The organism is Dyella sp. CR10, from assembly GCF_055814425.1.
In genome coordinates this window covers 3,547,255-3,571,110 of the sequence record NZ_CP185986.1, presented here as the reverse complement: position 1 = coordinate 3,571,110, position 23,856 = coordinate 3,547,255, and the positions used below count along the sequence as shown (strand labels likewise).

Here is a 23,856-nt window from a genome sequence, read left to right as displayed (position 1 = left end):
TCATGCGGCTTGCTGGCGCTGCCAGTGCTGGTCGATCAGGGCGATGCTGCGTTCGCTGGCGGCCTGGACGAGTTCGTGCTCGCCCGGGATCACCAGGTCAGCGATGTCTTGGTAAAGCGGCGTGCGGATGCCGGCCATAGCCTCGAGCTTCGCGCGGCGGTCTTCGCCGGCCAGCAGCGGACGGCTGCGGTCGCGGGCCAGGCGTTCGAGCTGCTGTTCCACCGTCGCCTGCAGCCACAACACGTAGCCGCGCTCGGTCAGCAGGCGGCGATTGGCCGGGTCCAGCACCGCGCCAGCGCCGGTAGCCAGCACCACGCCGTCACGTGCGGAGCAGGCATCGAGCAGAGCGCTCTCGCGGCGGCGGAAGCCTGTTTCGCCTTCCACTTCGAACACGGTGCTCACGCTGGCGCCGCAGTGATGCTCGATCTCCTGGTCCAGATCGACGAAAGCCAGCCCATAATGCGCAGCCAGCCGCCGGCCGATCGACGTCTTGCCGGCGCCGGTGGGACCGACGATGAACAGGTTGCTCGAGGGGTTCATATGGCGACTTTAACAGCAGGTCCGACATGACTGAGCGGGTATTGCTGGCCGGATGCGGCGACTTGGGCCTGCGCGTGGCGCGCCGGCTGCTGGCGCGCGGGGACGAAGTGTGGGCGTTGCGGCGTTCGTCCGCAGCCGAGACGAAGGACGGGCCGCGCTGGCTGCGCGGCGATCTGACCCGCCCGGAAACGCTGCGCGAGCTGCCCGCCGGGATTACCCAGGTGGTGTATGCGCCCACGCCCGGCGCGCGCGACGAAGGAGCGTACCGCGCGGTCTTCGTCGATGGCCTGCGGCACGTGTGCGATGCGCTTGCCGACGAGCCGCCGCGACGTGTGCTGTTCGTGTCCTCCAGCGCGGTGTACGGCGAGCATGGCGATGCGTGGGTGGATGAAGACACGCCGCCCGACCCTCCTGGCTTCAACGGACGCGTGCTGCTGGAAGCGGAGCGGTGGCTCGCCGCGCGGGCGGTGCCGTCGGCGAGCCTGCGCCTGGCCGGCATCTATGGGCCTGGACGCATGCAGCTGGTGGAGCGATTGCGCGCAGGGCAGGCGACAGCGCCGCGGCATCCGCCGCACTGGTCCAATCGCATCCACGTGGACGATGCGGCGGCTGCCGTCGCGCATCTGCTCGGCTTGCCGCGGATCGAGCCGGTCTATGTCGGCGTGGACGACACACCGCTGCCGATGCACGAGCTGTATGCGCAGCTCGCCGCGATGGCAGGCGGCCCGCCGCCAGCGGAAGGGCCGGCGCCTGCCGGCATCGGCAGCAAGCGCCTGAGCAACCGCCGCCTGCGGGCGAGTGGCTTCGCACCGTACTGGCCGGATGCGCGCGAGGGTTACCGCGCCCTGCTATAAGCTGCCTGCAATGCTCGCACAGGAGGAGGCGTGACATGGATCGGATCGTGCTCAAGCAACGCTTCGAACAGATGGCTGACGAGGAGCTGTTGCGCCGCTATCGCTCGGGCGACATGACGGAAGAAGCGAAGCAGGTGGCGCTCGAAGAACTGCGTTCGCGCGAATTGATGATCGGTCCGGCACCGCTGGAATCGGCATCGCCGGAAGCCGAGGCCGCGGCGGAAGCAAGGCGTGAGGGCATGGACGTCGTCTGCCTGGCCCGTTTTCTCGTTCCCACCGATGCGCACATCCTCTGCGGTCTGCTCGAGGCCGAAGGCATCGCGACGGTGGCGGGCGATGCTCATCTGGTGCAAGCCAATCCCTTCCTGACCACGGCGGTGGGCGGTGTCAGGGTGCTGGTCTACGAGACCGACATCGTGAGGGCGCGGGAGATTCTCCAGGCTTATCGCAATGGCGATTACGCGTTGCAGGAGGACGAATTTCCCGAGGGCACCGGGGAGTAGCTTCGGCCAGCCGATGGCAGGTGCCGGGGATGAGGGCGTGTGGGAGGATGCAGGCGCGCATCCACTTCAGGAGTCCGTCATGACCGCTCGCATCCAGCCCACCATGGTCAGTACCAGCAACGAGATCCCCGGCTATCGCATCGTCCGGCCGATGGGCATCGTACGCGGCATCACCGTGCGCTCGCGCAGTGTCATCGGCAACCTGGGCGCGGCGTTGCAGACGCTGGTCGGCGGCAATATCTCCATCTATACCGAGCTGTGCGAGAAAGCGCGCGAGGAGGCCTTCGAGCTGATGTTGCAGCATGCAGCCGAGCACGGCGCCAATGCGGTGATCGCCATGCGCTACGACGCCAACGACGTGGCCGAGGGCGTGACCGAAGTGCTGGCTTACGGCACCGCGGTGGTGGTGGAGCCTCAGGCCTGAGCGCTTCGTTGACATGTCCTTGACCTCGTCAGGATGAGGCTGCCGGCCTCATCCGCTTTCCGCGGAGGGAGCGCCGCCGCGCCGCCGCGCGGCTAACCGGAGGGTCAAGCCATGTCGGTTGCGAAGATCATCGAGATCAGTTCGTCGTCCAGCAAAGGTCTTGAGGACGCGGTGAAGCACGGGCTGAGCAAGACGGCCAAATCGGTCAAGCACATCAAGGGTGCATGGGTGAACGACATCAAGGTCGTCACCAACGACGATGGCAGCATCGCGGAGTGGCGCGTCAACATGCGCGTCAACTTCATCGTCGAATAGAGCTCGCCTTTCCCGAACAAGGCGGCGACAAAAAGAAAGCGGCGCGCCATGGGCGCGCCGCTCGTTTTAGTACATGGCTTGGCTTCTTCCGCAAACAGCGGAGCATCATGCTGGGCCAGCAGGTCCGCGACATTGAGCGCTGGCTGCTCCACGGCCTGGGCCGTGTTCGTGCCGTGACCGACGTCGAACGAGAACGTCTCGCTCTTGAGGTTGAACGCGATGACATGGAACTCTTTCATCTGTTCCTGCGTGTACTCCACCGGTTCGGACCCGACGTCCGCCTTGCCGCAATGCCGGCAGATCCACGGCACGCTTTCCAGCAGGCCGTCGTGGTGCGTGGTGCTGGCTCCGGGCTAGGCTGGTCCCGGTTTTCGAGGTCCGGAGTTTCTGAGCTGGCGGAATGCAGGGCGATGTCCCTGTGGCGCGGTGGGCCTGGGCCAGCTGAGCGCGGCAGGTGCTGCGTGCGACGTCAGTTGCCGGAAGACGGCGGCGCGGATCGCTCGGTGAGCGTTTCGGCGGCGTGCGGGATCAGGTTCGACTCCAGGCCATAGCGGATCAGGTCGGCGTCGCGCTGGATGCCGAGCTTGCGCATGGCGCTGAGCTTCTGCGTGCTGACGGTCTGCTTGCTGCGATGCAGGCGCTCGGCGATTTCGCCGACTTTCAGGCCGGGGACGAACAGGCGTTCGTCGATGTGCCCGAACTTAATACGAATTAAGTGTGGAGTATTCCGCTTCGTCAATAAAACTATCTAGAAATTCGCGCTTTGGGGAAAATAAGATGTTGCTTGTGGATGACGCTTTTGGATGGGGGTATGAGCCGCTTATTTAAAATAAAGGAATGCATGCATTAGGCCGCGCTCGGGGAGCGCGGCTTTTATTCTGGCTTAATTGCCGAGCGGCGGTTGGCGAGCATCCACTATCGGCGGGAGGCGCGGGGCTGGCTCAGAAATGAGCGAGGCCGGTCACGTGCCGCTGTGTGTCGTATTCAACGCAGGTATCTGCAATCGCCGGCAGGGTCGCCAGCGCATGCCGACTGAGCCGTTCGTAATGGGCGAGGAAGCGCACCATCGCTCCGGCGTCCATCGCCAGCGGTGCGTGCCGCGCGAACAGTTCTTGTTCTTGCTGGCTGCGCCACTGACGGATCACTTCCCAGCTGGGAGCCTGCAGCACCACCAGGGCATCGAGCTTGCGCCACAGCGGCTGGTAGCTGCGCAACTGCTTGTTGACCCAATGGCGCCAGACGCCTTCCGGATCCTCGGTGCGCTCCAGCTCGTTCACGGGTTCTTCGAGGGCGGACTGCAACTGCGGGCGGATACCCAGCGCCCAGCCTTCCAGGATGACGAGCTTGGGCGGCCGGGCGACCTTGGGCCAGCGCGACGGCGGCACGCGGGTATCGCGTCCCTTGTCGAAGCGCGGGTAGGTCACCGGCAGCTTTTCCGAGGCCTGCGGAAGTGCGGCCAGCACCGACATGAGCAGTTCGATCTCGTGCGTGCCCGGCACGCCGCGCGTGCGCAGCAGCGGATGCACCTGATGGGCGAGCGCCTCGCGGTCGCTGCGGCTGTAATAGAAATCGTCCAGGGACAGCACTTCGGTGGGCCAGCCGCGCGCCTCGGCCTGCGTCTTCACTTCCCGCGCCAGGGTGCTCTTGCCGCTGCCCTGCAGGCCGGAAATCCCGAGCAGGTACGGTCGCTTGGCGCGCGCGATGCGTCCGGCGTACTGGTCGAGCAGGAGACCCGCCAGGGTCGAATTCTGCGTGCTAGCATCGTTAACCATCCGCGCATGATGACGCGCGCCGGCCACGATTCAAGACCCATGCTGAAACCCGAAATCCTCGAGACCTTCCAACAGTTGCTGGAGGGTGCCCGGACGAGCGGCGACCCTGAGCCGACCGCCATGACCCTCGCCACCGTCGATGCCGGCGGGCGGGTCAGTTCCCGCATCGTGCTGCTCAAGGGAGCAGACGAGCGCGGCTTCCGCTTCTTCACCAATTATCAGAGCGACAAGGGCACCGAGCTGGGCGTTCACCCGCAGGTGGCGCTGTGCTTCCACTGGAAGACCTTGCGCGAAGGCGTGCAGGTGCGCATCGAAGGCGCGGCGCGCAAGCTGCTGGATGATGAGTCCGATGCGTACTTCGCCTCCCGCCCGCGCCTGAGCCAGATCGGCGCCTGGGCCTCGCTGCAGTCGCAGACGCTGCCCGACCGCGACACCTTCGAGCAGCGCGTGGCCCGCTACGAGCAGGAATTCGAAGGCCGCGACGTCACGCGCCCGCCACATTGGGGCGGGTATGTGGTGGAGCCGGACATGGTCGAGTTCTGGTATGGCGCCCAGTTTCGCCTGCACGAGCGCGTGCGCTGGAGCCGCCATGGGCAGACCTGGACCCATCGCATGCTGTATCCCTGAGGCTCCGAGGAATCCGCCATGACCCGCGCCGCACCCGCCGGACACGTCGCGCAGCAGGGCTTCACCGTGCATACGCGTGGGCGCGGTTTCAGCGACATCACCGACAAGGCGGCCGAGGCGGTGCTGGCCAGCGGCGTGCACACCGGCATCGCGCACGTCTTCACCGCGCATACCAGCTGCTCGCTGCTGATCGGCGAAAACGCAGATCCGACCGTGCGCGAAGATCTCGAGCGCTGGTTCGCGCGCGCCGTGCCGGACGGCGATGCGATCTTCAAGCACGATGCCGAAGGTCCGGACGACATGCCCGCCCACGTGCGTTCCATCCTCACCGGCGTCAGCCTCACCCTGCCGGTGCATGGCGGCAAGCTGGCGCTGGGTACGTGGCAGGGCATTTACCTGTGGGAGCATCGGCGCGATCCGCACCAGCGGCGTGTCACGGTGACCGTGCTGGGGCATTGATCCGACGCCCGGCTTTTGCGGTCCACCGCGCTATGGCACTGTCGCGTTCCGCCATAGCCGCGTTTCGCTCATGCCTGCCGACAGCTTCCCCCGCCGTATCGTCTGCCTCACTGAAGAGCCCACCGAAGTCCTCTACGCGCTGGGCGAGGAGGACCGCATCGTCGGCATCTCCGGCTTCACCGTGCGACCGGCGCGGGCACGCAAGGAGAAGCCGAAGGTCTCGGCTTTCACCAGCGCGAAGATCGGCGAGATCCTGAAGCTGGAGCCGGACCTGGCGATCGGTTTCTCCGACATGCAGGCGGACATCGCGCGCGACTTGATCAAGGCCGGCGTGGAGGTGTGGATCAGCAACCACCGCAGCGTGGACGGCATCCTCGCCTACATTCGCCGGCTGGGCGCCATGGTGGGTGCGGCCGACAAGGCGGACATGTATGCGCGCGAGGCCGAGCGCCACATCGCGGCGATCCGTGCGGCGGCCGAGGCCTTGCCGAAGCGGCCGCGCGTGTATTTCGAAGAATGGGACGAGCCGCTGATCACCGGTATCCGCTGGGTGGCCGAGCTGGTGCGCATCGCCGGCGGCGAGGACGTGTTCCCGCGGCAGGCGGGCGAGTCGCTGGCCAAGCACCGCATCCTGGAGGATCCCGCGGAGGTGGTGCGGCAGGCGCCGGATATCATCTTCGGCTCGTGGTGCGGCAAGCGCTTCCGGCCGGAACACGTTGCCGCGCGGCCGGGCTGGGACGCGATCCCCGCCGTACGCAGCGGCGACGTCCACGAGATCAAGTCGCCGATCATCCTGCAGCCCGGCCCCGCCGCGTTGTTCGACGGGCTGGACGAGCTGCACCGGCACATCGCCGCCTGGGCGAGGCGCGCATAAGAAAAGCGCTCCGGTTTCCCGGAGCGCTTTCCCTGGGAAAACACTCAGTGCGACGCGGCCAGCTGCAGGCCCAGCGCGGTCAAGGGTGCGGCTACCAGAATCCGCAGCAGCATCAGCACGACCATGGCGACCCAGGGCGAGAAATCCAGGCCGCCGGCGACCAGCTTGCCGCGCAGCGGACGCATCACCGGCTCCACGATGCTGCCGACCAGGCGTAGCACGGGGTGGCGGTGATTCATCGAGAACAGGCTGAACAACGACCAGACGAAGATCAGGATCACGTAGGTCAGCAGCACCAGATCCAGCAGATCGGCCAATCCCAGCATCAGCAACCCCAGGAGATTGGGCAGGGTTCCCGACAGGAAGTAGCCGACCGCACGCCGCAGCAGCATCAGCAGCCACAACAGCAGCACGGCGGCCAGGTTGATCCGCCGCCAGTTCGGCAGCACGCGGCGCAGCGGCGCCAGTACCGGATTGGTATAGCGGTAGAGGAACTGGCTCAGCGGATTGTTGAAATCCGCGCGCGTGGCTTCGGCCAGCAGACGCAGCAGGAACAGCGTGGCCACCGCGCCGAAGGCGAGGTCGACCAGAAAGGCGAGGGCGGTCAGCAGGTAGCTCACGAGGCGTCATCCAGGGCAGCGGCCAGTTCCTCGCCGCGGCGGGTGGCGGCGGCGACGGCGCGCGAGACGATACGCGGCAGGCCGTCGGCGGCAAAGCTTTCCAGCGCGGCCTGGGTGGTACCGTTGGGCGAGGTGACGCGGCGGCGCAGTTCGGCCGGCGCTTCGCCGCTCTCGGCCAGCATGCGCCCGGCGCCCAGGCAGGTCTGCGCGGCCAGCGCGCGCGCGGTCTCGCGCGGCATGCCCTGGGCTACCGCCGCGTCCTCCAGCGCCTCGACCAAGGCGAAGAAATAGGCCGGGCCGGAACCGGAGATCGCAGTCACCGTATCCATCAGCGCCTCGTCGTCCAGCCAGCGCGTCATGCCTACGGCGTCCAGGATGTGCTGCGCCTGCGCCCGCTGCGGCGGGCTGACCCGGCCATTGGCGCACAGGCCGGTGGCGCCGGCCCCGATCAGCGCCGGGGTGTTGGGCATGCAGCGCACGATCGGCAGGCTGGCGCCGAACCAGCGCTCGAGCTGGTCGATGCGCACGCCGGCAGCGATGGAGATCAGCATCGGTCGGCGCTGCTTGAGCACATCCTGCAGCTCATTGCGCAGGGCGGGCATCACCTGTGGCTTGACCGCCAGCACCACCACGTCCGCCTCGGCCGCCGCCGGCCGTGCTTCGGCATAGCAGGCCACGCCGAAATCGCGTCCCAGTTCCTGGCGGGCGTCCGCGCGCGGCTCGGCCACGCTTACGGTGGATGCCGCAATGCCGGTCTTGAGCAGCCCGCCGATCAGGCTGCGGGCCATATTGCCTCCACCGACGAAAGCGATGCGGGTCATGAGGACTCCTTCCACGTAACGAGGCGCATACCTTAGCGGAGGCGGGTGGCGGGCCGCACGACATGCCAGAGGCGCACGGGCGGGGAGTGCCACCTGAGGGCGCGCTTTCCCGCTCCCACCTGGTTATCACTTTCAAACATCGGCCAGTCGAAAGACTGGCCCCTGTCGCCGCGCCGCGAGTAGTATCGGGCCGCTGCGAGGGGGACCCGGCCGGAAGGCCGCCAGGGTGGCAGTAACCAGGTTTTGGCGGCCGCCTGCGACCGTTCCCCGCGCCCGTATCGCGCCAAAGCTGAACGTTCGAAGGGGAATGCATGGATATCGCCGAACTACTGGCCTTCTCGGTGAAGAACAAGGCGTCGGACCTTCACCTGTCCGCCGGCCTGCCGCCGATGATCCGCGTGGACGGCGACGTCAGGCGCATCAACATTCCCGCGCTCGAGCACAAGCAGGTGCACTCGCTGATCTACGACATCATGTCGGATAAGCAGCGCCGCGATTACGAGGAATTCCTCGAGGTCGACTTCTCGTTCGAGATTCCGGGCCTGGCACGCTTCCGCGTCAACGCGTTCAACCAGAACCGCGGCGCCGGCAGCGTGTTCCGTACCATTCCTTCCGAGGTGCTGACCTTGGAGGACCTGGGCGCGCCGCGCATCTTCCGCGAACTGATCGAGCAGCCGCAGGGCCTGATCCTGGTGACCGGTCCGACCGGCTCGGGCAAGTCCACCACGCTGGCGGCGATGGTCGACCACATCAACAAGAACGAATACGGCCACATCCTCACCATCGAGGATCCGATCGAATTCGTGCACACCTCGCAGAAGTGCCTGGTGAACCAGCGCGAGGTGCACCGCGATACGCACGGCTTCAACGAGGCACTGCGTTCGGCGCTGCGCGAAGACCCGGACTACATCCTGGTGGGCGAGCTGCGCGACCTGGAAACCATCCGCCTGGCGCTGACCGCCGCGGAAACCGGCCACCTGGTGTTCGGCACCCTGCACACCAGCTCGGCGGCCAAGACCATCGACCGCATCATCGATGTGTTCCCCGCCGGCGAAAAGCCGATGGTGCGCTCGATGCTGTCCGAGTCGCTGCGTGCGGTCATCTCGCAGTCGCTGCTGAAGAAGGTCGGCGGCGGCCGCCTGGCGGCGCACGAGATCATGGTCGGCATCCCGGCGATCCGTAACCTGATCCGCGAGGACAAGGTGGCGCAGATGTATTCGTCCATCCAGACCGGCCAGCAGTACGGCATGCAGACCCTGGACCAGAATCTGCAGGACCTGGTCAAGCGGGGCCTGGTGACGCGCCAGCAGGCCGCGGCGTATGCCAGGAACAAGGACGTGTTCAAGTGATCACCATCCAAGTCTCCGCAGGAGACCGCCCATGAGCGACTTCGATTTCACCTCCTTCCTCAAGCTGATGGTCCACAAGAAGGCCTCGGACCTGTTCATCACGGCCGGCGTCGCGCCGTCGATGAAGGTGCAGGGGCGCATCGTGCCCATCACGCAGAGCCCGCTGTCGGCGCAGCAGTCGCGCGACATGGTGCTCAACGTCATGACGCCCTCGCAGCGCGAAGAGTTCGAAAAGACCCACGAATGCCAGTTCGCCATCTCGGCGCAGGGCGTGGGCCGCTTCCGCGTGTCGTGCTTCTACCAGCGCAACTGCGTGGGCATGGTGCTGCGCCGGATCGAATCGAAGATCCCCACCATCGAAGAGCTGAGCCTGCCGCCGGTGATCAAGCAGCTGGCGATGACCAAGCGCGGCATCATCATCTTCGTCGGCGGCACCGGTACCGGTAAATCCACCTCGCTGGCTTCGATGATCGGCTACCGGAATGCCAACTCGACCGGGCACATCATCACCATCGAGGATCCGATCGAGTACGTGCACAAGCACGAGGGCTGCATCATCACCCAGCGCGAGCTGGGCATCGACACCGACAGCTGGGACAACGCGCTGAAGAACACTCTGCGCCAGGCGCCGGACGTGATCATGATCGGCGAAGTGCGCACGCGCGAGACGATGGAGCACGCCATCAACTTCTCCGAGACGGGCCATCTGTGCCTGTGCACGCTGCACGCCAACAACGCCAACCAGGCGATGGACCGCATCCTGCACTTCTTCCCGGAAGATCGCCGTGCGCAGCTGTTCATGGACCTGTCGCTGAACCTCAAGGGCGTGGTCGCGCAGCAGCTCATCCCCACGCCGGACGGCAAGGCGCGCCGCGTGGCGGTGGAGATCCTGCTGGGCACGCCGCTGGTCCAGGACTACATCCGCCAGGGCGAGATCCACAAGCTCAAGGAAGTGATGAAGGAATCCACCAACCTCGGCATGAAGACCTTCGACCAGAGCCTGGTCGAGCTCTATCACGCCGGCGAGATCTCTTACGAGGACGCGCTGCGCCACGCCGACAGCTCCAACGAAGTACGCCTGCGCATCAAGCTGGCTCAGGGTGGCGATGCGCATACGCTGTCGCAGGGGCTGGAGGGCGTTGAGCTGGAGGAGTCGCGCGATTCCAACCAGTTCGGCGGTGGCATGCTCTATCGCTGACGCGTCATCGCGACACGCATGCAAAAAGAAAGGAGCCCGCGAGGGCTCCTTTCTTTTTGTTCCCGCGTCACCGGCGCGACGGTCACTTGGCGGTATCGCTGATGGTTACGCTGCCGGCGTTGACGCTCTTGACGCCCTTCACCGCCTTGGCGACCTGCTCGATCTTCGATTTCTCCTGAGCGCTGGCGGCGGTACCGGTGATCGTGACGACGCCATCCGTCGTCGTGACCGACAGGTCACCGCTCTTGATGCCCTTGGTGGTCGCCAGCTCGGATTTCACCTTGGTGGTGATCCAGCCATCGGCGGCCTTGTCGGGCACGGTCTGGTTGGTGGTGGACTTCTGCATTGCGCCGGCATCCTGCGCGGCGACCTGGGCCAGCGGCATGGCGGCGAGGATGGCGGCCAGGCCTGCGGCGGTCAGGGTTTTGCGGAACAAAGTCGAAGTCTGCATGGCAACTCTCCTGAGAGTGGGGAAGCTGTCGGAGAGACAGTCGGGACGCGTTTTCGCATGCCCGGAGACCATCCCAGCAGGTCGGGCGTGAACATCGCTTCCATTCCTGGCGCACCGTTCAGGGCGCGATGACCAAGGCGAAGAAAGCGTGCGCGCGGGGTTGCTCATTCGTAAGCTTTCGCGAAGCTTGCGTGCTGCTTCGCAGCATGGTCAACGTGCCTTTGACGACAGCAAGTTACGAAAAAACCGGGGATTTTCTCGACGCATGACTGGTGACACAGTCAAAAAAATGGCGTTACAAATTCGTTGAGATTCGTACGATGTTGCGCTATACAACCGGCTGCTCTTTGGGGCCGGACGGCCAGGAGAGGGGGGCTCGCCATCGAGGGGCCGCGATCTGTCAGCCGTCCGGGAGCAAGCGTTCGTCCTTTTGAGCTAAGGCCCACCCCGGGCTTGCAAGACCCACATCCCCGGTCCGCACCCACTGCGGATCTTGCGTTGCTAACAAGTTGATGGGAGTACAACTCGTGAGTCATTTCGCTGCTTTCACCAAGCGGCCTAAGGGGCGTTCGTCCCTGGCCCTGGCGGTTGCCCTCGCCCTCGCGGGCACCGGCGCCTTCGCTCAGTCCAACATCACCGGCTCGATCTTCGGCCAAGTCGCCCCGCAGTCGGGCACCAGCGTCGAGATCAAGAACGTCGACACCGGCCTGACCCGCACGACCTCGGTCGATTCGCAGGGCCGTTACCGCTTCAGCTCGCTGCCGACCGGCCGCTACACCGTCACGCTGAAGAACAACGACGCGGCTGTCAGCACGCGCGACAACGTCGAGCTGAGCATTGCCGGCGGTACGGAAGTGTCCTTCGGCGCGTCCGCCGCGACGGCTTCCGACGCCAAGAACCTCGACGGCGTCTCGGTGGTGGCTTCGGCCCTGCCGGCGATCGACGTGTCCTCGGTCGACACCCGCACCGTGCTGACCTCCGAGCAGCTGGCCAAGCTGCCGATCGACCGCGACATCGCCGCCGCCGCGCTGCTGGCGCCGGGCGTGATCCCCAACTCCAGCTACCCCGGCGCGCCCAGCTTCGGCGGCGCGGCGTCGTCGGAGAACGCGTATTTCATCAACGGCTACGCCGTGACCAACCCGCTGACCTCGATCGGCTTCACCAAGCTGCCGTTCGATGCGATCGACCAGCAGCAGGTGCTGACCGGCGGCTACGGCGCCGAGTTCGGCCGTTCCACCGGCGGCGTGGTCAACATCGTCACCAAGCGCGGTTCGAACCAGACCAAGGGCGGCGTCTACACCATCTGGGAACCGGAAGCGCTGCGCGCCAGCCCGCGCAACAACTACTTCCCGCACACCGGCGCGGCCACCAACGCGGCCACCGACGGCACGCTGTACCAGTACCGCAACCGCAACCAGTACTGGAAGTCCACGGTCGGCGCCTACATCAGCGGCGCGCTGATCAAGGATCGCCTGTTCTACTACATCAATGCCGAAGTGAACCGCCAGGAAGGCGCTGAAGTGCGCTCGTTCTCGAACTCCGCGGCCTCGGCCTCGAAGATCGGCTACAGCGACTTCACCACCAAGATCCCGCGCTGGACGGCGAAGATCGACTGGAACATCACCGACAACCACATCCTCGAATTCACGGGTGTGTCGGACAAGACCGAGACCACCTCCAAGCGCTACGCCTACGACTACAAGACGCTGAGCCACGGCAACACGCAGACCGGCGGCGTGTACAACAAGGATGGCGGCGACCTGTATATCGCCAAGTACACCGGCTACATCACCGACGACCTGACCGTGTCGGCGCTGTACGGCACGCAGACCGTCAAGCACGTGCAGACCAATTACGGTTTCGATCCGAGCTGTCCGTACATCTCGGTGCTGGCCAATGGTCAGGCGCCGGGCCAGACGTACAACAGCTGCCAGACCGCCACCACCTCGACCCTGCCGCTCGACGGCGCGAACGACAAGACCAAGGGCTGGCGCCTGGACATCGAGTACCGCCTCGGTGACCACGACATCCGCTTCGGCTACGACGCGCAGAACGCGAAGTCGTTCACCGGCAAGGAATATGCCGGCGGCTACGCGTGGATCTACGGCAAGCAGACCGACCCGAACGCCGCGGTCGATTCGAGCAACGGCGTGTACGGTTCGCCGGCCTCGGCTGGCGGCCTCGGCGCGAAGGGCTACTACGTCTACAAGGCGTACAACACCCAGCGCGCCGGCGTGGAAACCGACCAGGCGGCGCAGTTCATCGAAGACCGCTGGCAGATCAACGATCGCTGGCTGCTGTCGCTGGGCCTGCGCAACGAGCAGTTCACCAACTACAACAAGAACGGCGACGCCTACATCAAGCAGCGCCACCAGCTGGCGCCGCGTCTGGGTGCGTCGTGGGACGTGTTCGGCGACTCGTCGCTGAAGGTGTTCGCCAACGCTGGCCGCTACCACCTCGCCGTGCCGAACAACGCCGCCGTGCGCAGCGTGTCCGGCTCGTTGATCAGCAACCAGTACTTCACCTACGCCGGCGTCGATCCGCGCAGCGGCGTGCCGCAGGGCCTGAATCCGATCGCGGTGGATCCGACCAGCCCGTCCATCTGCCCCAACACGGGTGGCGTCTCCACCAACAAGGAATGCGGCCAGGCGCCGGATCCGCGCACAGTGGCGGCCAAGGGCCTGCGCTCCCACTTCCAGGACGAGTACATCCTGGGCATGGAGCAGCAGATCTCGCCGACCTTCAACTACGGCGCGAAGCTCACCTACCGCAAGCTGCGCAGCGCGATCGATGACACCTGCATCCAGGGCGTCGGCTGCCTGACCTTCAACCCGGGTCGCGGCAACACCTTCCTGATCCCGCAGGCCGACGGCAGCCTGAAGGAAGTGCATTACAGCCAGCAGGATCTGAAGCTGCCCGATCTGAAGCGCAAGTACTACGCCGTCGATCTGTTCGTCGAGCATCCGTTCGCCGACAGCTGGTACGGCAAGGTCGAGTACACCTTCTCGCGCAACTACGGCAACACCGAAGGCCAGCTGGCCTCCGACCTGGATACCGGCGCCGGCGGCCAGTCCGATGTGTCGCGCACCCAGGACTGGGATCTGCCGCAGCTGATGGTGGGCTCCAACGGCACGTTGCCGAACCATCGCGCGCATCAGATCAAGGCGTTCGGCTACTACCAGCTCAACACCGAGTGGCGCTTCGGCGCGACGCTGATCGCCGCTTCGGGCCGTCCGAAGAACTGCACCAGCTACTACCCGACCGCCGACGCCGGCCTGTACAACAGCTCCACATACTGGTTCTGCGGCCTGGCCGGTTCGGGTACGGCGCCGGGCTCGAAGGGTTACTCCGCACCGTCGGCTGATTACCAGATCTCGCCGCGCGGCTCGCACGGCACCGCGCCGTGGACCTACCAGCTGAACCTCAATGCGGCCTACACGCCGGGCTGGATGGACAACAAGCTGACCCTGCAGCTGGACGTGATCAACGTGCTGAACCGTCAGACGCCGACGATGTACAACTATCGTTACGCGCTGAACCGCACCACGGTCAACCCGCTGTACGACCGCGAGCTGAACTACACGGATCCGCGTTACTTCCGTGTCACCGCCCGCTACGACTTCTAATTGCGAAACACGGACCGGCATCGTCAGATGCCGGTCCGGCCGATCAAGTCGTGAAAGCCACCGGCGCAAGCCGGTGGCTTTTTTTTCATGGTGCCTGGCGGCCGGACGGCACAGGATATGGCGTTCTGCCTTGCCTTATTCTTCATCGCCGGACGATTAGATTCCGGTCGAGAAGGATTGCGTTTCCACCAAGTCCAAGGAGTTCACCATGCGTCTGATGTCACGTGCAGTTCTCGCAGTGTCGCTCGCCGTCGTTACCTCCGGAGCCGTCATCGCCGCCACGCCGGCCACCGGTCTTGGCCAGTCCTGGCCGAACGCCGCGGACGTCAGCGTCCATCCGCACTTTCATGTCTACCGGTTCGAATTGGGTGGCGTGACCTATATCCAGGTCAACGACAGCAACGGCAACGTGCTCGGCAGCGTGGGTACGGTGGGCGGCCAGTTCATTACCTTGCCGATCGGCCGTTTCGCGCCGCAGGTGACCACGCCCAGCCAGCCGGCAGCGGCATCCGTCGCGGTGGCGGCCACGGCCGCGCCGGCGACGGTCTACAACGACGGCGCCACCGCCATCACGGCCACGCCGCTGAGCGACGGCACCCTGCGCCTGAGCGCCGCTTCGACATGCGATCCGGTGGACTGCAACATCAAGGTGCAGGCGCTGAGCACCGTGCGCGCGAACGGCGCCGGATGCGATCCGGTCGAATGCAATATCAAGGTGCAGACGCTCAGCACCGGTACGATGCGCGCGAACGACGCCTCGTGCGATCCGGTGGAGTGCAACATCAAGGCGCAGTGAGTCCGTGCAGCCCGATGCCAACCATCTCCACGCTCAGGCGTGGAGATGGTTCGGTTCCAGCAGCGATACCATGAGACGGCTGCGATAGGGCGAAGTCCGTTCCCGCATGCTTCCTTCGAACGTCGCGGCACGATCGCGGATGGCCTTGTGGCCCAGGCCGCTGGCGCACAGGCGCAGGTTCGGCAGGAGTCCTTCCCAATCCACCTGGCAGGCCCGCGCCGGCTGCTTGCGCGTCTCGACCATGATCACCAGCCATGGCCGATGCTGCGTGCCGCAGCGGATCTTGACCAGCACGTCCGATACGTCGCGGTCGGCACAAGCCGCGGCTATGGCTTCCGCCACGATTCGATAGGCAGCCAGATGCATGGCCTGCGGGAAGCCGCTCACGGGCCCGCGCAGATTGCACCAGTACCTCACGCCGGCTTCGTTGAGCAGCCGCGGCAAGGCACCGTGCGCCAGGGCGGCGGGCAGTCCGCGCTCGCCGAGCAGTGATGGATGCATGGCATCGGTCAGGCGGAACAGCTGCTCCTGCGCCTGCTGGACGTGCTGCCGATAACCGGCTTCGTCCACCACCGGCTGCAGGTGGCGCAATCGCCGCAGCATCAGATCGAAGACGCCCTGGATGGAGCCGCGCAGGTGATCCAGCCCTTGCGCGGTGGCGCGCATCTGCGCTTCGCCCAGGTAGACGTTGCGCTGCGCCAGCGCGAGAGCCACGCGCATCTGCGCGTGATGCTGCTCGGCGCGCCCGTCGCTGACCGTCATGCGCGCGCCGATCAGCAGCATCGTGCCGATCGCCAGGGCCACCAGCGTTTCGGCCTGCAATGTCGCGAGGTCGTTGGTGGCGGGCATCAGGAACACGATGCCGAGGCTGGCCATCGTTCCGGCCACCGCGGCGCCTTTCCAGCCATGGCGCATCGCCAGCACGACCACGGGGAGGAACATCGCCATCTGCGCGACCGGGCGCAGCTGCGCATCGCGCGCGCCCAGCCAGGCGAGGAAGGCGACGGGCACGAGCGCGCACACGCTTTCGATGAAAAGCCGGCTTTCCGCCAGGCCCTGGCTCCACTGCCGCCAGGAGCGGCCTGCAACGCTCTGTTGCCAGACCAGGGCGATCGGGGTCACCGTCAGCACGCCCATGAAATTGCCGAGCACCAGCCGCGCGATCACTTCGCCGTAATGGATCACGTAGCCTGGCGGCAGCGGCGTGATCTGCAGCTGCCCGATGGTCACGGCGGTGGCGAGCGCAGCGACGGCCAGTGAGCAGGCCATCAGCGCCGGCACATTGACCGCATCGCGATCGGGGAACAGGCGCAAGCGTTCCCGGAAGAACCACACGATGGGTGCCGCATAGGCGACGAACGGAATCAGGTTCACCAACGCCCATAACAGGCCGAACTGGCCCAGGCAGGTGTAGCTGACGTAGGCGAGCCGCGCCGTATCACCGACGAACAGCGCCGGCCAGTACCGGTAAGGCACCAGCAACAGCGCCGCGAGATGAAGGCCGGTGAGGATGATCCAATGGTTGACGGAGATCTGGCGGAACACCACCAGTGCGATCAGGTAAATCGCCGTCACTCCCGCTTGACGAAAAAGGGCCCCCGCCCTCGGTCCTGCCTGCATGTTGTTTTCCCCCGGATGCTTGGTCTGACCTCTGCCGCAACCTTGGTGCAAAGCGTTGATCACACCCAGGTCGATGTGAAGCAGCGGTGAAGTGCCGCCGTCATGCGATTTCGAAGCATAACCTTCCGATCTTTCGTCGTTGGCGATGCCTTCGTCCTCGCTGCTAAACCTCCATCGCAGCCCGGTCCCCACCGGCCCTCATGGAGTGTTCTACCCGCATGAAACCTCGCGACCTCTACATCGGCGAAGGCTTTGCCGGCCCCGGCGTCAATGCCGCTCACGTCAACATCCTGCTCGGGCCGCGCAACGGCCCGGCCGGCATGGCCTTTGCCAACGGCCTGGCCTCGCCCAGCCAGGGGCACTGCCCGTTCATGGTGATTCTGCAGCCGGGCGTACCGGTCAAGCCGATGACGTTATACGTGAACAAGGCTGAGATCCGTGGCGAACTGCACGCGAATGCGACCTGGGGCGCTTCGCAGGCCGGGATCGCCCGCGCCGTGGCCGACGCGTTGCTGGACGGCACCTTGCCGCCAGAGGCGGAAGACGACTGGGCCATCGTCACCGCCAACTGGGTGAACCCGGACTGCGATGACCTGGACGCGGTCTACCGCCACAACGTCGAGGCCTGTCGAACCGCGCTGCGCGCGGCGCTTGCGGCGCGGCCCTCGCGCGAGGCGGTGGCCGCGGCCTCGTCGCGCATCGGCAATCCCTTCTACACCCCCGAAGGCTGAGGGCCCGGCATGGATTACGTGCGTCTGGGCCACTCCGGCCTGCAGGTATCGCGGCTATGCCTGGGCACCATGAACATGGGCACGCCCGAATGGAAGCCGTGGATTTTCGACGAGGCTCGCAGCGAGCCGATCGTGCGGCACGCGCTCGACCGCGGCGTCAATTTCATCGACCTGGCCGACTTCTATTCGGCCGGCGTCGGCGAGGAAGTGGTCGGCCGCATCCTGCGCCGGCTGGTGCGTCGCGAAGACATCGTGGTGACCACCAAGGTGGGCTATGGCACGCGCGAGGGCATCAATGCCCGCGGCCACTCGCGCAAGCACATCATGGACGGCATCGATGCCTCGCTGACGCGCGCGGGCATGGATTACGTCGATATCTACATGCTGCATTTCTTCGATACCGGCACGCCGGTCGAGGAAACCATGCAGGCGCTGGACGAGATCGTGCGCGCGGGCAAGGCGCGCTATATCGGCGTGTCCACCATGCTCACCGGGCAGCTGGCAAAGATCCTGCTCGCCTGCGAACGGCATGGCTGGAACCGGCCGATCAACATGCAGCTGCAGTTGAACTGCGCCTATCGCGAAGAGGAGCGGGAGATGATTCCGTTCTGCCGCGAACTGGGCCTGGGCGTATCGGTGTTCAGTCCGCTGGCGCGCGGATTGCTGGCGGGCGATGCGCAATCTACGCGCAACCAGACCGACGGTTTCACGCGGGAGATGTATGGCGACGAGGCTTCGATGGCGATCGCCCGCTCGGTGCAGCGCGTCGCGCAACGCCGCGGCGTAAGCAGCGCGCAGATCGCGCAAGCCTGGGTGCTGGCGCGCACGGGCGTGGACTGCATGCTGGTAGGCGCCGATTCCACCGGACAGTTCGACAGCGCGTTGGCGGCGCTGTCGATGCGCCTGGACGAGGACGAGCGCTACGAACTGGAACGCAACTACACGCCATGCGACCTGATCAACGACTACACCGCGGGCAAGCGTCTGTCGCGCATCGCCGGCGCCGCGCGCGGGCCGTTCGCGACAACGGAGGCGACATGAACGATCTGCTGAGAACCGGGCATTACACCGGCGGCGAATGGCATCGCGGCGGCGCGACCTATGCGGTGCGCGATCCGGCCAGCGGCGAGGTCGTCGCGGACGTTGCCCGCGGCGGCACCTACGAAGCTGCGCTGGCGATCGAAGCGGCCCATCGCGCGTTGCCGGCGTGGCGTGGGACGCTGGCGCGCGACCGCGCCGCCTGCCTGCGTCGGTGGGCGGACCTGATGCTGCTGCATCGCGCCGAGCTCGCGGCGCTGCTCAGCCGCGAGCAGGGCAAGCCGCTGGCCGAGGCCGCCGGCGAAGTGGCGTATGCGGCGAGCTTCCTCGAATGGTTCGGCGAGGAGGCCAAGCGTGTCTACGGCGACGTGATTCCGTCGCATCGCGCCGACGCGCGCATCGTGGTGACCAGGCAGCCGGTTGGCGTGGTGGCAGCGATCACGCCGTGGAATTTCCCGCTTGCGATGGTCACGCGCAAAGTCGGTCCCGCGCTGGCGGCGGGTTGCACGCTGGTGCTCAAGCCGTCGGAGGAAACACCGCTGTCGGCGCTGGCGCTGGCCGTGCTGGCCGAGCGTGCAGGCGTACCGGCCGGCGTGTTCAACGTGATCTCCGGAGACGCGGCAGCGATCGGCGCGACACTGTTGTCCTCGCCGCTGGTGCGCAAGCTCGCCTTCACCGGCTCGACGCGCACCGGCAAGCTGCTGGCGCGGCAAGCCACCGGCACCCTCAAGAAGGTGTCCCTCGAACTTGGCGGCAACGCGCCGTTCGTGGTGTTCGCCGATGCCGACCTCGACGCGGCGGTGCAGGGTGCGATCGCGTCCAAATTCCGCAACACGGGGCAGACCTGCGTCTGCGTCAACCGCTTCCTTGTGCAAGACGACGTCTTCGAGCCCTTCACCGAGCGCCTGGCCAAAGCCGTGCGCCAGCTGCGCGTGGGCCCGGCGCAGGCCGGCGATACCGACCAGGGGCCGCTGATCAATGCCGCGGCGCTGGAAAAGGTAGAGCGTCACGTGCATGACGCGCTGGCCGGCGGCGCACGCCTGCTATGTGGCGGACGCCGGCACGAGCTCGGCGGCACCTTCTACGAGCCCACGGTGCTGGCCGACGTGGTCCCTTCGATGCTGATCGCGCAGGAGGAAACCTTCGGGCCGGTGGCGGCGTGCTTCCGTTTCCGCGACGAAGAACAGGCGCTGCAGCTGGCCAACGACACCGAATACGGATTGGCCGCCTATGTGTATACGCGCGATATCGGTCGCGTGTGGCGCATGGCCGAAGGCCTGGAAGCGGGCATGGTCGGCATCAACGAGGGCATCATTTCGACCGAAGTGGCACCGTTCGGCGGCATCAAGGAATCGGGCACCGGACGCGAAGGTTCGCGCTACGGCATCGACGACTACCTGGAGATCAAGTACCTGCTGATGGGTGGGCTGGCCACATAGCCGGCGGTTTCTCCGCGCTTTCATGGAGCCCGTCGGGCTCCCGGATCCACGCCACACCGGAGGTGAGCCATGCCCGTCCAGCCCGTCAGGATCGACGATCTGCCGATCGGCCGTTTCCATCTGAAGATCGCCGCGCTCACCTTCGGTGCGCATCTGACCGACGGCTACATTCTCGGCCTGATCAGCAGCGCGCTCGCAGTGCTCTCGCCGCAGCTCGGGCTCGACCCCGTATGGCAGGGCTTGATCGGCAGTTCCGCCCTGATCGGTCTGTTCGCCGGCAGCCTGGTGTTCGGCTGGCTGTCCGACCGCATCGGGCGACAGAAGATCTTCGTGCTGAGTTTTGCACTGATCACGCTGGCCTCGGGCATGCAGTTCTTCGTGCAGGATGCATGGCAGCTGTTCCTCGTCCGCGTGCTGATCGGCGTGGGCCTTGGCGGTGATTACAGCGTGGGGCACGCGATGCTGGCCGAGTTCGCGCCACGGCGGAACCGCGGCGCGCTGCTCGGTTCGTTCAGCGTGATCTGGACCTTCGGCTATGTCGCCGCGACCTTTGCCGGCCTGGCGGTGTTGCCGCTCGGCGATGATGCGTGGCGCTGGCTGCTGGCATCGTCGGCGGTGCCGGCGGTGTGCATCCTGGTCGCCCGCACGGGCACGCCGGAATCGCCGCGCTGGCTGCTGCAGAAGGGGCGAGTGGAAGAGGCTCGCAGCGTCGTGCGCAAGCATCTGGGCGCGAACGTGCTGCTGGACGAGCGCGTCGAGCCCGGGCGTCACGGTTTCGGCCGTCTGTTCGGCGCCGCCTATCGACGTCGCACGCTGTTCAACTGCGCCTTCTTCATCTGCATCGTGATGCCGTACTTCGCGATCTACACCTTCCTGCCGTCGATCCTGAGCAGCATGGGCCTGAGCGAAGGGCTGGGCGCGGAGATGGCGCTCAACGGCATGCTGGTGCTGGGCGCCTTGCTCGGCATCGCCTGCACGTTGCGCTTCAGTCGCCGGGGTTTTCTGATCGGCTCATTTGTCGTGCTCGGCGGTGCGCTGGCGGCCTTGATCCTGGTGCCGCCGGCGATGACCTGGCTGGCGGCGGTGCTGTTCGCGCTGTTCACCCTGGTGCTTTCGGCGGTGAGTAACCTGGTTGGCGTCTATCCGGCGGAGAGCTTTCCCACCGAAGTGCGCGCCTGCGGCATCGGCCTGGCCACGGCGGCCAGCCGCCTGGGTTCGGCGGCCAGCACCTTCCTGCTGCCGGTGAGCGTCGCGGCGCTCGGCCTGAATGCCACCATGGGTGTGCTTGCAGGCGTGCTCTTGTTCGGCGCGGCGATTTCCTTCCTGTGGGCACCGGAGACCAAGGGCGTCGCGCTGAGCGAAGCAGGGCAGTGCGGGCACCCCGCAAGCGCGGAGCGACCGGTGGCTGCGAGAACGGAAAACGCGACGGCCTGAGCAGCTCCGGCTCAGGTGTCGTCGATGGCGTCCCGGTGCAGCCAGGCGCAGAACGTTTCGACCTTGCGCAGGCCGCGCTTGTCCAGCGGGACATCGAGCCAATAACCGTAAGGGCCGACCACTTCGACCGGCGACAGGGGCCGCAGGACGCCGTCGCGAAGTTCTCGTTCAATCATGGTGCGATCCACCACAGCAATGCCGCCGCCGGCGCAGGCGGCATGGATCACTTGGTCCAGTGTGCTGAATTCCAGGTTGCCTGCATCCGGCAGTTCGATGCCCACCGCCTGTTGCCAGGCTTCCCAGAGCGAAAGGCGCCGGCCCTCATGCAGGATGTGCAGCCGCGCCGAAGCCTCCAGCTCGCCGCCATGCCACAGCGCAGGCGCCGCCACGGCAAGGTGGCGCTCCATGCCCAGCAGGTGGCTGTCACCGTGCGCGGCCGGACCGCGGCCGAAGCGGATACGGCAGTCGAAGTCCATTGGCGGCTGGTCCGCCGCGGGATTGATCACGCTCAACAGCAGCGTCGGGTGCTGGCGGCAGAATACGTGCAGGCGCGGCGAGAGCCAGCGGGTCGCCCAGGTGGGCGGCGCGAGGATGCGCAGGCGGCCATGCAGGCCCGGTATGCGCAGCACGTGCACGGCCTGCTCGATGTGGGCGAATGCCCTGTTGAGTTCGCCCGACAGTGAGCGGCCTGCGTCGGTGAGCGATAAACCCTGTGGCGTGCGCACGAACAGGATCACGCCAAGGAAATCTTCGAGCTGGCGAATCTGACGGCTGACTGCGCTCTGGGTCAGGTGCAGCGATTCGGCGGCGCGATTGAAGCTGGGATGGCGCGATACTTCCTCGAAGATCTTGAGCGCATGAAGCGAGGGCAGCGAACGCATGGCATCCCATCCGGTAGAAACTTCGGTTGCGGACATGATGGCTGACGCCCTGGCGCAGGTAGATGCGCCGCGGTGGCGATATCGGATGGTTCGTACGCCGCCGGGCTGGAATCTTGTCAACGGGAATGTGGCAAGGCAGGCCTGGCCGTCTCGCCGGACCACCGACGATGCTTGTCTGCGCCAAGTACTGTGTTCAAGTTTCCCGAGATGCCGCCGTTAAAGGGGCGGTATTGCAACCGTCCATCGAACGCGGCCGGCATGGCAGGTGCCGGAGCGAGGCACTCATGCAGCTCGATATCCCCACCCTGATCTTCGTCAGTTTCCTGGCCGCTGTCAGCGCATCCATCGGCTTCACGTCGCTGATGCTGGTGCTGCGCGGGCAGCCGGCGCTGCGTATCTGGGTCGGCAGCCTGTGGGTGTCGACGGCGGGCATCACGCTGATTTCGTTGCGCGGACAGATCCCGGACTTCATTTCCATCGTCGTCGCCAACACGGCGATCGCGCTCGCCGGCAGCCTGATGGTGCAGGGGCTTTCGCTGCACCTTGGGCGGCGCTTCCGTTGGGGTGCGGCGTTGGCGATCGTCCTGGTATACGGCGCGGGCATCGCCTGGTTCGCCTACGCGGTACCCGATCTGCGCACGCGCATCGTCCTGGCCAGCGTGCAGGCGGTGATCTGGGACGTATGGTGCTTCACCCTCCTGCTGCGTTTCGCCCCGCGCGAGATCCGGCTGAGCAGCCGCATCTTCGCCCTGGTGATGGCGGTCGACGCCGTGCTGTTCCTGATCCGGCCGTTCGTGCCTTTGAGCCCCGGAGCGGGCGGCGACCTGTTCCGCGGGGGCGCGCCGGTCGCGATGACCTATGTCGCAGGCATCGTGATCAGCCTGGCTGCGTACTTTGCGCTGTTGTTGATGATCACCGAGCGCCTGATGGTGGACCTGCGCCGCATGGCCTCCACCGACGCACTGACCGGCCTGCTCAATCGCGGCGCGATGCTGCTGGAAGGGCGCCGTGCCTTGGCGGCCAGCATGCTGCAGCGGCGGCCTTTCGCCGTGCTGGCCCTGGATCTGGATCGCTTCAAGCAAATCAACGATCGCTGGGGGCACGAAGGCGGCGACGCCGTGCTGGTGCATGCGGCGAAGGTCTTGCGCGAAGTGGTGCAATGGCCCGGGCACGCGGTCGGCCGCTACGGCGGCGAGGAATTCCTGCTCACCCTGCCGGGCGCGGGATGGCACGACGCCGGCGAGCTGGCTGAGCGGCTGCGCGCGGGGCTGGCCGATTCATCGGTGCTGCTGAACGGGCATCGCCTGCGCGTCACCGCCAGCATCGGCGTGGCGGTCGGCGAGGAGGCACCGGCTTTCGAGCCCCTGGTGGCCTCGGCGGACCGGGCCCTTTACCGCGCGAAATCCGCCGGGCGCAACTGCGTGCGCCATGCGGATACGGCATCGCCCTGAGCAGGGAGCCGCCGGTTATCCGGCGACTCCCTG

Annotated in this window: 24 protein-coding genes; 16 read left to right on the top strand and 8 right to left on the bottom strand. The window is 66.2% G+C overall.

Annotated features, from left to right (window positions below; all coding sequences use genetic code 11):
- The gene (locus ACNR9O_RS16115; protein WP_473687026.1) at positions 1 to 540 is read right to left on the bottom strand and encodes a shikimate kinase; all 540 of its coding nucleotides are present in this window, start codon (positions 538 to 540) and stop codon (positions 1 to 3) included.
- Positions 541 to 566: 26 nt separating this feature from the next.
- Between ACNR9O_RS16115 and ACNR9O_RS16110 the strand changes: the two genes are divergently transcribed.
- The 4 genes from ACNR9O_RS16110 to ACNR9O_RS16095 all read left to right on the top strand — a co-directional run bounded on the left by ACNR9O_RS16110 (position 567) and on the right by ACNR9O_RS16095 (position 2,636).
- The gene (locus ACNR9O_RS16110; RefSeq protein WP_473687028.1) at positions 567 to 1,394 is read left to right on the top strand and encodes an NAD-dependent epimerase/dehydratase family protein; all 828 of its coding nucleotides are present in this window, start codon (positions 567 to 569) and stop codon (positions 1,392 to 1,394) included.
- Positions 1,395 to 1,429: 35 nt separating this feature from the next.
- Positions 1,430 to 1,897: a putative signal transducing protein gene (locus ACNR9O_RS16105; RefSeq protein WP_473687030.1), complete on the top strand. Its 468-nt coding sequence runs from the start codon at positions 1,430 to 1,432 to the stop codon at positions 1,895 to 1,897.
- Between the two features lie 79 nt (positions 1,898 to 1,976).
- Positions 1,977 to 2,321 (top strand): YbjQ family protein, encoded by a 345-nt coding sequence (locus tag ACNR9O_RS16100; RefSeq protein ID WP_473687032.1) that lies wholly within the window; start codon positions 1,977 to 1,979, stop codon positions 2,319 to 2,321.
- Between the two features lie 111 nt (positions 2,322 to 2,432).
- Complete coding sequence (locus ACNR9O_RS16095; protein ID WP_473687034.1) at positions 2,433 to 2,636, top strand: dodecin family protein; 204 nt, start codon at positions 2,433 to 2,435, stop codon at positions 2,634 to 2,636.
- A 469-nt stretch (positions 2,637 to 3,105) separates the two neighbouring features.
- Here ACNR9O_RS16095 and ACNR9O_RS16090 read toward each other — a convergent pair whose 3' ends face one another.
- Positions 3,106 to 3,375, bottom strand: coding sequence for a LuxR C-terminal-related transcriptional regulator (locus ACNR9O_RS16090; RefSeq protein WP_473687036.1), 270 nt, complete (start codon positions 3,373 to 3,375; stop codon positions 3,106 to 3,108).
- A gap of 202 nt (positions 3,376 to 3,577) precedes the next feature.
- Positions 3,578 to 4,408 (bottom strand): hypothetical protein, encoded by an 831-nt coding sequence (locus ACNR9O_RS16085; protein WP_473687038.1) that lies wholly within the window; start codon positions 4,406 to 4,408, stop codon positions 3,578 to 3,580.
- 39 nt (positions 4,409 to 4,447) lie between these two features.
- Here ACNR9O_RS16085 and pdxH point away from each other — a divergent pair, with 39 nt between their 5' ends.
- The 3 genes from pdxH (at position 4,448) to ACNR9O_RS16070 (ending at position 6,368) form a co-directional block, all read left to right on the top strand.
- Positions 4,448 to 5,035: a pyridoxamine 5'-phosphate oxidase gene (gene pdxH, locus ACNR9O_RS16080; protein ID WP_473687040.1), complete on the top strand. Its 588-nt coding sequence runs from the start codon at positions 4,448 to 4,450 to the stop codon at positions 5,033 to 5,035.
- An 18-nt stretch (positions 5,036 to 5,053) separates the two neighbouring features.
- Positions 5,054 to 5,494: a secondary thiamine-phosphate synthase enzyme YjbQ gene (locus tag ACNR9O_RS16075; protein ID WP_473687042.1), complete on the top strand. Its 441-nt coding sequence runs from the start codon at positions 5,054 to 5,056 to the stop codon at positions 5,492 to 5,494.
- A 70-nt stretch (positions 5,495 to 5,564) separates the two neighbouring features.
- Complete coding sequence (locus ACNR9O_RS16070) at positions 5,565 to 6,368, top strand: cobalamin-binding protein (protein ID WP_473687044.1); 804 nt, start codon at positions 5,565 to 5,567, stop codon at positions 6,366 to 6,368.
- Positions 6,369 to 6,412: 44 nt separating this feature from the next.
- Here ACNR9O_RS16070 and ACNR9O_RS16065 read toward each other — a convergent pair whose 3' ends face one another.
- Together ACNR9O_RS16065 and proC are read right to left on the bottom strand one after the other, a co-directional pair.
- Entirely contained in the window at positions 6,413 to 6,988 is a 576-nt protein-coding gene (locus ACNR9O_RS16065; RefSeq protein ID WP_473687046.1) for a YggT family protein, read from the bottom strand.
- On the bottom strand, positions 6,985 to 7,809 hold the full coding sequence (gene proC / locus ACNR9O_RS16060) for a pyrroline-5-carboxylate reductase (RefSeq protein WP_473687048.1): 825 nt from the start codon (positions 7,807 to 7,809) through the stop codon (positions 6,985 to 6,987). Before proC ends, ACNR9O_RS16065 begins: the two co-directional genes overlap by 4 nt.
- A gap of 311 nt (positions 7,810 to 8,120) precedes the next feature.
- On the opposite strand from proC, the gene ACNR9O_RS16055 reads away from it, so the two are divergent.
- Both ACNR9O_RS16055 and ACNR9O_RS16050 read left to right on the top strand, forming a co-directional pair.
- Positions 8,121 to 9,158, top strand: a complete 1,038-nt coding sequence (locus ACNR9O_RS16055; protein WP_473687050.1) for a type IV pilus twitching motility protein PilT — start codon at positions 8,121 to 8,123, stop codon at positions 9,156 to 9,158.
- Positions 9,159 to 9,189: 31 nt separating this feature from the next.
- Positions 9,190 to 10,356, top strand: coding sequence for a PilT/PilU family type 4a pilus ATPase (locus ACNR9O_RS16050; RefSeq protein ID WP_473687052.1), 1,167 nt, complete (start codon positions 9,190 to 9,192; stop codon positions 10,354 to 10,356).
- 82 nt (positions 10,357 to 10,438) lie between these two features.
- Here the strand turns inward: ACNR9O_RS16050 and ACNR9O_RS16045 are convergent, their stop codons facing one another.
- Positions 10,439 to 10,807, bottom strand: a complete 369-nt coding sequence (locus ACNR9O_RS16045) for a BON domain-containing protein (RefSeq protein ID WP_473687054.1) — start codon at positions 10,805 to 10,807, stop codon at positions 10,439 to 10,441.
- Between the two features lie 527 nt (positions 10,808 to 11,334).
- Here ACNR9O_RS16045 and ACNR9O_RS16040 point away from each other — a divergent pair.
- Both ACNR9O_RS16040 and ACNR9O_RS16035 read left to right on the top strand, forming a co-directional pair.
- Complete coding sequence (locus ACNR9O_RS16040) at positions 11,335 to 14,433, top strand: TonB-dependent receptor (RefSeq protein ID WP_473687056.1); 3,099 nt, start codon at positions 11,335 to 11,337, stop codon at positions 14,431 to 14,433.
- Between the two features lie 208 nt (positions 14,434 to 14,641).
- The gene (locus tag ACNR9O_RS16035) at positions 14,642 to 15,229 is read left to right on the top strand and encodes a hypothetical protein (RefSeq protein WP_473687058.1); all 588 of its coding nucleotides are present in this window, start codon (positions 14,642 to 14,644) and stop codon (positions 15,227 to 15,229) included.
- A 33-nt stretch (positions 15,230 to 15,262) separates the two neighbouring features.
- On the opposite strand, the gene ACNR9O_RS16030 is transcribed toward ACNR9O_RS16035, so the two are convergent.
- Positions 15,263 to 16,804, bottom strand: coding sequence for an MASE1 domain-containing protein (locus ACNR9O_RS16030; protein WP_473687060.1), 1,542 nt, complete (start codon positions 16,802 to 16,804; stop codon positions 15,263 to 15,265).
- A gap of 263 nt (positions 16,805 to 17,067) precedes the next feature.
- On the opposite strand from ACNR9O_RS16030, the gene fae reads away from it, so the two are divergent.
- The 4 genes from fae (at position 17,068) to ACNR9O_RS16010 (ending at position 21,491) form a co-directional block, all read left to right on the top strand.
- On the top strand, positions 17,068 to 17,580 hold the full coding sequence (gene fae / locus ACNR9O_RS16025; protein ID WP_473687062.1) for a formaldehyde-activating enzyme: 513 nt from the start codon (positions 17,068 to 17,070) through the stop codon (positions 17,578 to 17,580).
- Between the two features lie 9 nt (positions 17,581 to 17,589).
- Complete coding sequence (locus ACNR9O_RS16020; RefSeq protein ID WP_473687065.1) at positions 17,590 to 18,621, top strand: aldo/keto reductase; 1,032 nt, start codon at positions 17,590 to 17,592, stop codon at positions 18,619 to 18,621.
- Positions 18,618 to 20,057, top strand: coding sequence for an NAD-dependent succinate-semialdehyde dehydrogenase (locus ACNR9O_RS16015; RefSeq protein ID WP_473687067.1), 1,440 nt, complete (start codon positions 18,618 to 18,620; stop codon positions 20,055 to 20,057). The genes ACNR9O_RS16020 and ACNR9O_RS16015 overlap by 4 nt, the downstream gene beginning before the upstream one ends.
- Before the next feature lie 69 nt (positions 20,058 to 20,126).
- Entirely contained in the window at positions 20,127 to 21,491 is a 1,365-nt protein-coding gene (locus tag ACNR9O_RS16010) for an MFS transporter (protein WP_473687069.1), read from the top strand.
- A gap of 11 nt (positions 21,492 to 21,502) precedes the next feature.
- On the opposite strand, the gene ACNR9O_RS16005 is transcribed toward ACNR9O_RS16010, so the two are convergent.
- Positions 21,503 to 22,372 carry a LysR family transcriptional regulator gene (locus ACNR9O_RS16005; RefSeq protein ID WP_473687071.1) on the bottom strand — a complete coding sequence of 290 codons (870 nt, stop codon included), beginning with the start codon at positions 22,370 to 22,372 and terminating at the stop codon, positions 21,503 to 21,505.
- A gap of 284 nt (positions 22,373 to 22,656) precedes the next feature.
- Between ACNR9O_RS16005 and ACNR9O_RS16000 the strand changes: the two genes are divergently transcribed.
- Entirely contained in the window at positions 22,657 to 23,823 is a 1,167-nt protein-coding gene (locus tag ACNR9O_RS16000; protein ID WP_473687073.1) for a GGDEF domain-containing protein, read from the top strand.
- The last annotated feature ends 33 nt before the right edge of the window (positions 23,824 to 23,856 follow it).

Coding starts and splice junctions, on each gene's coding strand:
- ACNR9O_RS16100 (WP_473687032.1), top strand. CDS start 1,977: ATGACCGCTCGCATCCAGCCCACCATGGTCAGTACCAGCAACGAGATC.
- ACNR9O_RS16085 (WP_473687038.1), bottom strand. CDS start 4,408: ATGGTTAACGATGCTAGCACGCAGAATTCGACCCTGGCGGGTCTCCTG.
- ACNR9O_RS16070 (WP_473687044.1), top strand. CDS start 5,565: ATGCCTGCCGACAGCTTCCCCCGCCGTATCGTCTGCCTCACTGAAGAG.
- ACNR9O_RS16015 (WP_473687067.1), top strand. CDS start 18,618: ATGAACGATCTGCTGAGAACCGGGCATTACACCGGCGGCGAATGGCAT.
- proC (WP_473687048.1), bottom strand. CDS start 7,809: ATGACCCGCATCGCTTTCGTCGGTGGAGGCAATATGGCCCGCAGCCTG.
- ACNR9O_RS16045 (WP_473687054.1), bottom strand. CDS start 10,807: ATGCAGACTTCGACTTTGTTCCGCAAAACCCTGACCGCCGCAGGCCTG.
- ACNR9O_RS16105 (WP_473687030.1), top strand. CDS start 1,430: ATGGATCGGATCGTGCTCAAGCAACGCTTCGAACAGATGGCTGACGAG.
- ACNR9O_RS16075 (WP_473687042.1), top strand. CDS start 5,054: ATGACCCGCGCCGCACCCGCCGGACACGTCGCGCAGCAGGGCTTCACC.
- ACNR9O_RS16010 (WP_473687069.1), top strand. CDS start 20,127: ATGCCCGTCCAGCCCGTCAGGATCGACGATCTGCCGATCGGCCGTTTC.
- fae (WP_473687062.1), top strand. CDS start 17,068: ATGAAACCTCGCGACCTCTACATCGGCGAAGGCTTTGCCGGCCCCGGC.
- ACNR9O_RS16095 (WP_473687034.1), top strand. CDS start 2,433: ATGTCGGTTGCGAAGATCATCGAGATCAGTTCGTCGTCCAGCAAAGGT.
- pdxH (WP_473687040.1), top strand. CDS start 4,448: ATGCTGAAACCCGAAATCCTCGAGACCTTCCAACAGTTGCTGGAGGGT.
- ACNR9O_RS16050 (WP_473687052.1), top strand. CDS start 9,190: ATGAGCGACTTCGATTTCACCTCCTTCCTCAAGCTGATGGTCCACAAG.
- ACNR9O_RS16020 (WP_473687065.1), top strand. CDS start 17,590: ATGGATTACGTGCGTCTGGGCCACTCCGGCCTGCAGGTATCGCGGCTA.
- ACNR9O_RS16115 (WP_473687026.1), bottom strand. CDS start 540: ATGAACCCCTCGAGCAACCTGTTCATCGTCGGTCCCACCGGCGCCGGC.
- ACNR9O_RS16055 (WP_473687050.1), top strand. CDS start 8,121: ATGGATATCGCCGAACTACTGGCCTTCTCGGTGAAGAACAAGGCGTCG.
- ACNR9O_RS16005 (WP_473687071.1), bottom strand. CDS start 22,372: ATGCGTTCGCTGCCCTCGCTTCATGCGCTCAAGATCTTCGAGGAAGTA.
- ACNR9O_RS16110 (WP_473687028.1), top strand. CDS start 567: ATGACTGAGCGGGTATTGCTGGCCGGATGCGGCGACTTGGGCCTGCGC.
- ACNR9O_RS16035 (WP_473687058.1), top strand. CDS start 14,642: ATGCGTCTGATGTCACGTGCAGTTCTCGCAGTGTCGCTCGCCGTCGTT.
- ACNR9O_RS16000 (WP_473687073.1), top strand. CDS start 22,657: ATGCAGCTCGATATCCCCACCCTGATCTTCGTCAGTTTCCTGGCCGCT.